This is a genomic window from Rhizobium sp. P2_G2 (assembly GCF_056403555.1).
This window is the reverse complement of sequence record NZ_JBFUFF010000173.1, coordinates 1-8,077: the sequence shown is the minus strand read 5'-3', so window position 1 is coordinate 8,077 and position 8,077 is coordinate 1. Positions and strand designations below refer to the sequence as shown.

Sequence of the window (8,077 nt, the reverse complement as noted above, 5' to 3'; positions counted from 1 at the left end):
CGCTTGGGTACCGCGGTAAAAGTACTTCCACCGTCAATGGCAAGTCCCTTGCGACCGACGACTACATCACGGAGCTGGATCTTCTCAAGGAATCCGAAGATAAATCCAAGAAAGCAATCGTGATTTTGAAGCTGCTGCCTGGACAGGGTGGGGTGAATTCCATCAAGCAGCGTGTCGAGTTTCGATATCAGCCAGGGCAGACGCACCGGACGCGACGCGAGGTCTGGGCTGACTTGATTGCCAAGTACGGCGCACCGCTGATCACGGTCGAACAGTCGGCGCGCGACGCAAAGTCCTCACACGCCATGGGACTTTACTGCTTCGACATGGACCGGGCCGCAACAACCGACCTCGACGACTGCGACATCGATAGAGCGCACAAGAACGGATATTCCTACGACGTCGAGTTTGACCAACACGGCGACGTCGTCTCATACGAGGTCGAGTATGACGCCCGCAGATACGAGAAATCCTACATGGACGCTCTGTATGGCAAAATGGATGCCGTGATCCAGGGCGAGCAGACGTCTTGGTGGCTGAAGTGGTGATGAGCGCTTGTCCGTCATTATCGACAGTCGGAACGACCAAGTGCCAGATTGACCACTATGACGTCCGACCTCAGATCACGTGAACATCTCGTTTCGGATATCCCGTCCTCCCGGAACGGCCTCAGCTGATCGCCGACGCTGTTCCAGCGGAAACAGCGGGCCAAGCCTGCACCGGTTATCCAACCCCATACGGCCGGGCAATATCCTGAACCGGCGGCTTCACGTCTTTCCCATTGGTTGACATGCAAATGACTCGTCCTCTCACCGCAGCGCTTTTCATCACCCCCGGAACCAATGCCAAGGCCGGCGCCGGTCTTGCGACACTGGCCGGCAAATTTCGGCTGCGCCTGCTCATCCCGACCATGGCCTTCGCCGCCATTGCCTGGAATTCCCACGCCGAGGTTCCCGTCCGCACGGTCGCGGCGCTTGAGCCTATCGTGCCGGCGATCCAGCAGCCGAAACCKGACTTCGAAGCCGGTGGATTTCGCGTCGAYAYGCCTGCCRRGAAAATCTATRASCAGGCGATGGCAAACGGCTATACCAMCACGCTTTGGTTCCACGGTAAAAGTGCCGCCGGCGTTGATGGCAAGTCCCTTGCGACGGACGACTATGTCACGCGGTTGGATTTCCTCAAGGAATCCGAAGATAAATCCAAAAAAGCAATCGTGGTCGTGAGGCTTCTGCCTGGACAGGGTGGAGTGAATTCCATCAGCCAGCGTGTGGAGTTTCGATATCAGCCTGGGCAGACGCATCGGACGCGACAAGCGGTCGAGGCTGACTTGATTGCCAAATACGGCAAACCTCTGATCAGGGTCGACAAGAGGCCGATGAGCGGAGCAAAGTCCTCCGACGCCCACGCCATGGGACTTTACTGCTTCGGGACGGAAGGGACTGCAGTGACGGGCCTCGACGACTGCGACGTCGAAAAAGTGCACAAGAACGGATATTCCTACGATATCGAGTTTGACCAACACGGCGACGTCGTCTCATACGAGGTCGAGTATGACGCCGGCGCTTACGAGAAATCTTACTGGGACGCTCTGTTTGCCAAAATGCATGCCACCATCCGGGACGAGCAGAAGCCTTGGTGGCGGATGTGGTTATAGGAGCTTATCCGTCATTGTCTGCAGTCGGAACCCGCTGATCCAGACCCTGGTCGAGCGGCGGCGGGAGAAGACATTCGAGACACTGGTCGACGCGCTTGTGCCGCAGGTGCCGGTCACCCCTGAACTGCTCAAGGAAGCGGAGATGGCCGGCGGCGCCGGCGTTCCCCGACCCGAAACAGCTTTGTCGGCAGCCTGGAAGCGTCATGCCTCATAGAAAAACCATCGAACAGCTTATTTCCGAATTGAAGATCTTTGAAAATCAACAGCTTTGCGTCGAAATCCTGCGAGAGGGCGGCTTGACCCCCAAGCCCATCAGCCTCGTTGGCAAACACGGTCGCCTCTGCGTTCTGGAGAATCTGGAAAGTTCATATGCGGGAGAAACGTTGCCGGACTTCGTGGTCCGCGGCAAAACGATCGTGCAATTGATACGCGAATTGCAAACCTTCGAAAACCAGGGGCTTTTCGTCGAATTATCCTTCGATGCAAGACGAACGCACGAGCCGGTGGGAACCGTCGCGGCTGTCGGTGACAGAATTTTGCTGTCGCCAATCACGACCTGATTTTTGCGTCCGAGGTGACGAGACCTCGCCGCCAGGCGGGGCGAGCGCGCATGCCGGCAGGTGGATTTGCTGCACGGCGTCGGCATGGACGCGATCGATCTGGCCCACTTCTTGCTCCTCGACTCCCGGCAGCGTCGGGGTGTGCGAAATGGAGACAGAGTTTCAGCGGCGATTTCGGTACGTGCGCGTCTTTTGCGCGCTGATCCTCGTCACTTATCTCTTCGGCTCGGTCAGCTGGAGTTTGATTTCCAATTTCCTATAAGGAGAAGCTCCAAGCCAATGCATCGTTAAGGTAGAACTCTCATTCCCCAATAAGTAGAAATGATATTCTTGCTGGAGAAAATTGCCATTCCAAGTCGTTTTCCAGCCAATTCAGGAACAGAATAGAGTGATGAAAAGTTTTAACTTGGCAGGAGACCGCACCCCGCAAACAGGTAGCCTGCAAGGCCGCTCCCGCTGTCCGGACCATCCCGGTATGATCTRCAGATTGCCTTGTGATGCAGACGAAGGCGGGGGCGGCCGAATATCTATGCTTTCCGATCTGTCGCCGCATTCTCTGTCGCTCTGAACCGCCGGGAGTCGTCGGCAATGGCAATCGGACATGGGGCGCAACAGCTTCTGATGATGCTGACAATGGCATCGCGGCTCGGCAAGGCCGGCCGCCTCTGGCTCATCGAGGAACATGTGGATGACCAGGAAATGCAGGGGCTGACCGAACTTCAGAAGCTCGGTGCGGTCTCCACCAGGATCATCGATCACTGCGGGACCAGGTTCATCGAAGTCTTCAGGAAGGCCTGATGCCGGTCCGCGGCGCGCCGACCACGGGATCGACCGGCGCTCGAGCCGACCGATGCGTGGCCAGAGGTTGGCCCGCCCCGGGAGAGGCGGGCCTCCTTCCGGCGGTTTGCGATGAAGCCGAAAGGGTGGTCACTTCCACGATTTGCAAACTTGCGGCGTGTCGCAATGTTCCGCGTGCGAAAGCGCACGAAAAAGCCCGGCGGCCGTAGGCGCTTTGTGTTCCGATGGAATCGGAACCGCGCTGTAAACTTTTGTTTTTACGCATGTCTTTATTCTGACATCGGTTCCCGCTTTCAGACGACATGCTCCAAGCCCGCCGGGCGAAGCGCGGTCTGGTAATCCCGCGGTGACGGATCGATGCCGGCGCCATTCGTCAACCGGCCTGTCGCGAGGCGTTGCCGAACGGAACTGCCGGTCTGACATTCCGCGCTTACATTATACGGAAGCGGGAGGAGGAATACGACTTTAAGGGGCGTTGTCGGGCCACGTTGTTTTCGTCATACTCTCGCACTTGCGTCGGAATGTTGGCGTCGAGATGTTGGCGCCGGGATGTAGAAGGCAGCTCGGAGGAGCGGGCGCCGGCGTTGCGCGGTGAGGGAGACTGGGCATGGCGTTCGAGTTGAAGCGAGGCGAGACCATTGCCGACTTGCTCATTCGGGCCACCAAAGCAAATACCAGGGAATTGAACGAAACGATCATGCTTCACGACGGGCAGGGTGGTGAGTTCGGCAATATGGCCAATCATCTGAAGAACGTGATCGAGGATCGTAAGCTCTGGTACATCAGCGACACGTTCTGGACCTACGTTTTCGGGATCGTGGCGGCTGTGGCCGCGATGGTTGCGCTGGAGCCTCTGTTCTTCTGAGGCCGGAGCAGCCTCGGCTACCGGAGCGAGGGCGTGCTTGACGGGGCTCGCCGCCTCTCTCTGTCAAACGTTGCCATGGCCGCTGTCCGTGATCGGGTAATATGCGTTGATGAACAACGGCCAATTTGCCTCGGCCTCGGGGTGGCTTGGATTGGAGGGGAGGGTGAGGGCGACAAACTTTACAAACACATCTGCCGACGCGACTCTTGCGCTATTCCGAGTTTTGTAGATCAAGGTAGCCCCGATGGCCAATACCGATATTGCACCAAAGAAGAATTCGGTCGTTTCCCTGAATTCAACACGGCTTCGAAGTGCCTTCTACGACGCCGAAACCAAGAAACTTACCATCTGGTCCGGCCGCTTCAGCAAGATAGTCCATCGTGATATTTCCCCCGGCGTCTACAGCAACCTGGTCACGGCACAGAAACCGGATTTTTACTACTTTCACTACATCCATCAGCCGCGATCGCGACGAAAGCCGGCCGTCATTCGATGGATAGTCCTTGTGGTTCTCGTGGCCTTGATCATCTTGTTGTGGAGCGTTGGATGATCCAGGTCTGGTTTTACTGCGCCCTGCTGCTGGAACTCGCCTGGCTCGTGTTTGTCGGTTGGAGCGCATTCCGACTTTTCGCGTGAGGGATACAACGCTGGCCCGGGCCCTGCGCCAGCATTCTTCTATGCTTTGGTCCGCCCACGCTTTTGCCAGTCCTTACAGCGACAAATTCGGTTATTTGACCGCTCCGCCAAGCCACTTTGTCAGCGGTTGAGAAAGCCTCTTCGGCTCGGCTCGCTGACGCCGAAGCCGTCCTCGATGCCCCGGCTATTTCTCAAAGAGCTTCGATCATTTCGAAGAACTCTATGGCAAAGAGGCCACGCGATCGTCAAGGCGCACGGGACCCCACGCACCGAGCATTAGCAGCCCGCCGCTGATCTGCGGCAGGCCGGCATCCCGCCACGCTTTGTTCTGCCGGCAGGCTTTCAAAAGTATATTATTGAAAAAATAGTAATATACGATTTAATATATGCCGCACATCCATATGTAAGACACTATAATTCTGGATTTAGATAAGCATTACTTATCGGAAGTGAGGCCTTTTCGACCACAGTATGGACAGAGAAAGAGTCGAGGTTCTGATCCTGAGGGGAGACACGACCATATCCGATGAGCATGTCGACAGAGCGTCGAAACACCGTTTTCAAGTCAACAGAAATGTTGGCATGTTTTCTTGATAAACACGCCTGTTACACGGGGCGGGGGCTTAATTTTCGGAACGGAACCCGCCCCACCGCACGTCCAATTGGTTGATATTTATACGCTTTCCTCATCGTATATACGATGGATGCGCATTGTCATATATCGGAAGTCTCACACAAGATGATTGCTTCCCGCAACTGGCAGAAGGCACCTTCCAAGGGAAGGAGGAAGCGTATATCCGGGTACACTTCCCAATATTTGATGCCACCATTGGCGGCAGCCTTCCTGAGGGAAGCGTCGATTTGTTCACAGACCGCGCGACAAATGAAAATTGCCGCGCGCATCAATCGAATAATCGAAACTACGCCAACACCATCTCTTTGATCGCCCCTATGACCCGTATTGGATTATAAGGCTTGTCAAAGAACCTCCCTTGAACCGGCAGCATGTCATCGCTGAGATGGCGGTTTCCCGACGTTACGATGATCTTAATCGGCGGCCACCTATCGCGCACCGCGCTTGCTAGCTTCAAGCCGTCCATACTGCCCGGCATGTCGATATCCGTGAAAACGAGATGGATGTCTGAATGTTGGTTCAAGATTTCCATGGCTTCGTCTGCGTTCGAGGCCTCAAAAACTCTGAAACCGCTGGATTCCAGGGAGATTACAACGTCCAACCGTATGAGGATTTCATCCTCAACAACAAGAACTGAGATGCCGTTGTAAATCATCATTAAATGCTCCGCAAACCAGCTTGGCATATGCATCTTGAGACCCGATAACGGAAACGCATTCGAAACGGTAATGATCCCTGCCAAAAGGAGGCCAGGAAAATCACTATGACGTGTCTGTTTTTAGCCATTCGGAGGTAGCAACCATTTGCACCTCTGTTCGTTAAGCAATGAACGTGAGGCCGATCGATCGAAAAGTCCCAAAAAATATGGCACGAAGATAATTTGCGCCGAGCGATCTCAGCTGCCGGCGTTGCGCTTTGGTCGTGGAACGTCGAAACCGATGTCTTCGCTATGGATGAACGCGCCTTCGGGATGTGGAACGTAAATCGCAGCGACAAGGTAACTTTTGAGGATTTGTCGGCTCGTATACATCCTGCCGATCGCGACCGTGTACGGGCCGCCTTCGCGGCTACCCGGGCCGTGGATGGCTCCTACGAGATCGATTTTCGAATTTTACATGGCGAACTGGTAAGATGGGTTTCCGCCCGCGGTCAGGGAAGCGATGTGGGCCGGGTAAATGACAGCATGTTCGGTATTTTTCTGGACGTGACGGGGCGGAAACAAGCGGAGGAAGGGCACGAATTACTAGCTGGGGAGATGAGCCACCGTGTCAAAAACCTCCTCGCAATAGCGGCCAGCCTGACCACCATTACGTCTCGGTCTACCAGCACAACAGAGGATATGGCCCGTGAGCTCACCCAAAGGCTTACTGCTCTCGGGCGCGCGCATGACCTGGTACGCCCCTTGCCAGGCCATGAAGGCAAAGCTGCGTTGATCGGCGATCTTTTCACCGTGCTGCTCGCTCCGTATGATGACAACGGGGCGTTTGCAGGCCGGATACGGGTTTCGGTCCCTCGGATGAGCGTAGGCGAGGCGACGGCTACGACACTGGCTCTGGTCGTGCACGAGTTGGCGACAAACTCGATAAAATATGGCGCATTGTCCTCACCCACAGGGACGCTTGATATTTCCGGCTGTGATGTTGAGGAAGAGTTGACCATTCGCTGGGTGGAGATGGGTGGTCCGGCGGTTAATCCGCAAACCAACGGCAGTGGATATGGGAACAGCATGATTGCGCGTTCTGTCTCCGGCCAACTAGGAGGCTCTATTACTTACGATTGGTCGGACCTGGGCCTCGTTGTCACGCTTGTCGTAAAGAAAGCTCGTCTCTCCAAATGACGAAGGCCGATCCAAGTGGTTGAGTAAAAACGGCCTCGGACGTATCCGCACGTTTTGGTTGTATATTAATTATAACCTGGCATTTTAGTTGTTGACTGATGACCCTCAAAGTCGTAGACCGAGCCGGCACCGACAGGGTTGCACTCTCACCCGAAAGTTTTGATATGGAAGCGAACTATTCGAATGCGCGCGCCCAGTTTTTTGCGGCAGTGCGGGCACTCTCCATATCTCCTGAGAGTCTTCAAATGCGCCTGATCGAAGCAAGCGAGTGTATTTCTGCCGTTACCATCGACGAGTTCGCTCAGGACGTCGAGCTGAAAATCAAATTTGCCCGGATACTCGACCTTCTTGCGCCAGACCGCGACGAGATCGAGATAGTCGCGTTCGAAACTGCCGCGCATATGCGCGATGCTGAGGCGATAACGCTTGCGGCCCTCATTTGCGACTTCTTCTACGAGCTCATTTGACTGATTGCAGCCGCATTCGGCCGGGACGTGTCGGCTGCAGACCAGAGCGGCCGGAACATTTGCCGCCGTTCCCGGTTAGGGCCGGCCACTTAGCACAGAGCCGATTTGAAAAGGCGCTTTGCTCAAGATTCTTCGATCTAATCGTGCAGTAATCTCACTCCAGGAGTTAAAATGCCGAATTTTCCCGCCGATGATGCAGTTGTTTCCGAGGTCGAAACCCTTCGTATTGCCCTGCCGACATGGGTCATAAGCACCGTCGAACTCGTCGAGTTGGCAGAGAATGCGGAACGAGCCGCGACCGCCGCTAATCCCCAAACGGTGGATCGCTCCCGCAAGCTCATAGTCGAAGTCGCCGAGTGGCAGCAGAAATTAAGCGAGTGGCAAAAGCTGGCTCTCAGCCCACGCCTTCTTGCGGAACTCCGAATTCTCAAGGCTACTTTGGACGCCTCTATGGACGAGGAAAATGCTGCCGCCGCCGAGCTAAAGCTGTTCAACTGAGGCGAATGTTAGCCTATGAGGGGCTACGGGAGGCATCCTATTCAATTGTCTGTCCAGTACTCTTCCAATCGGCTGCGAATGCGTCCAGACCTTTGTCTGTATGGGGGTGTTTGACCAAAGCCCTAAGT

Annotated in this window: 10 protein-coding genes; 9 read left to right on the top strand and 1 reads right to left on the bottom strand. The window is 55.4% G+C overall.

What is annotated here, in order from left to right; genetic code table 11:
* The 6 genes from AC1D06_RS40680 to AC1D06_RS40655 all read left to right on the top strand — a co-directional run.
* The coding region (locus tag AC1D06_RS40680) for a hypothetical protein (protein WP_477991133.1) at positions 1-548 on the top strand (548 nt) is incomplete at its 5' end.
* 248 nt (positions 549-796) lie between these two features.
* On the top strand, positions 797-1,654 hold the full coding sequence (locus AC1D06_RS40675) for a hypothetical protein (protein ID WP_477991132.1): 858 nt from the start codon (positions 797-799) through the stop codon (positions 1,652-1,654).
* A 203-nt stretch (positions 1,655-1,857) separates the two neighbouring features.
* On the top strand, positions 1,858-2,214 hold the full coding sequence (locus AC1D06_RS40670; protein WP_477881397.1) for a hypothetical protein: 357 nt from the start codon (positions 1,858-1,860) through the stop codon (positions 2,212-2,214).
* A gap of 588 nt (positions 2,215-2,802) precedes the next feature.
* Positions 2,803-3,012, top strand: a complete 210-nt coding sequence (locus AC1D06_RS40665; RefSeq protein ID WP_477991131.1) for a hypothetical protein — start codon at positions 2,803-2,805, stop codon at positions 3,010-3,012.
* Positions 3,013-3,619: 607 nt separating this feature from the next.
* On the top strand, positions 3,620-3,877 hold the full coding sequence (locus tag AC1D06_RS40660) for a hypothetical protein (protein WP_477881394.1): 258 nt from the start codon (positions 3,620-3,622) through the stop codon (positions 3,875-3,877).
* Between the two features lie 244 nt (positions 3,878-4,121).
* Positions 4,122-4,427 (top strand): hypothetical protein, encoded by a 306-nt coding sequence (locus AC1D06_RS40655; RefSeq protein WP_477881392.1) that lies wholly within the window; start codon positions 4,122-4,124, stop codon positions 4,425-4,427.
* A 1,006-nt stretch (positions 4,428-5,433) separates the two neighbouring features.
* On the opposite strand, the gene AC1D06_RS40650 is transcribed toward AC1D06_RS40655, so the two are convergent.
* Positions 5,434-5,805: a response regulator gene (locus AC1D06_RS40650; protein ID WP_477991130.1), complete on the bottom strand. Its 372-nt coding sequence runs from the start codon at positions 5,803-5,805 to the stop codon at positions 5,434-5,436.
* Positions 5,806-6,027: 222 nt separating this feature from the next.
* On the opposite strand from AC1D06_RS40650, the gene AC1D06_RS40645 reads away from it, so the two are divergent.
* The 3 genes from AC1D06_RS40645 to AC1D06_RS40635 all read left to right on the top strand — a co-directional run bounded on the left by AC1D06_RS40645 (position 6,028) and on the right by AC1D06_RS40635 (position 7,949).
* A complete protein-coding gene (locus tag AC1D06_RS40645; RefSeq protein WP_477991129.1) occupies positions 6,028-6,984 on the top strand; it encodes a sensor histidine kinase in 957 nt (318 codons plus the stop codon).
* A 98-nt stretch (positions 6,985-7,082) separates the two neighbouring features.
* Positions 7,083-7,451, top strand: a complete 369-nt coding sequence (locus AC1D06_RS40640) for a hypothetical protein (protein ID WP_477991128.1) — start codon at positions 7,083-7,085, stop codon at positions 7,449-7,451.
* 171 nt (positions 7,452-7,622) lie between these two features.
* Positions 7,623-7,949 (top strand): hypothetical protein, encoded by a 327-nt coding sequence (locus AC1D06_RS40635; protein ID WP_477991127.1) that lies wholly within the window; start codon positions 7,623-7,625, stop codon positions 7,947-7,949.
* Positions 7,950-8,077: the final 128 nt, after the last annotated feature.

Bases quoted from the DNA above. Each gene is read 5' to 3' on its own strand.
- AC1D06_RS40670 (WP_477881397.1), top strand. From the start codon at position 1,858: ATGCCTCATAGAAAAACCATCGAACAGCTTATTTCCGAATTGAAGATC.
- AC1D06_RS40665 (WP_477991131.1), top strand. From the start codon at position 2,803: ATGGCAATCGGACATGGGGCGCAACAGCTTCTGATGATGCTGACAATG.
- AC1D06_RS40660 (WP_477881394.1), top strand. From the start codon at position 3,620: ATGGCGTTCGAGTTGAAGCGAGGCGAGACCATTGCCGACTTGCTCATT.
- AC1D06_RS40655 (WP_477881392.1), top strand. From the start codon at position 4,122: ATGGCCAATACCGATATTGCACCAAAGAAGAATTCGGTCGTTTCCCTG.
- AC1D06_RS40650 (WP_477991130.1), bottom strand. From the start codon at position 5,805: ATGATGATTTACAACGGCATCTCAGTTCTTGTTGTTGAGGATGAAATC.
- AC1D06_RS40640 (WP_477991128.1), top strand. From the start codon at position 7,083: ATGACCCTCAAAGTCGTAGACCGAGCCGGCACCGACAGGGTTGCACTC.
- AC1D06_RS40635 (WP_477991127.1), top strand. From the start codon at position 7,623: ATGCCGAATTTTCCCGCCGATGATGCAGTTGTTTCCGAGGTCGAAACC.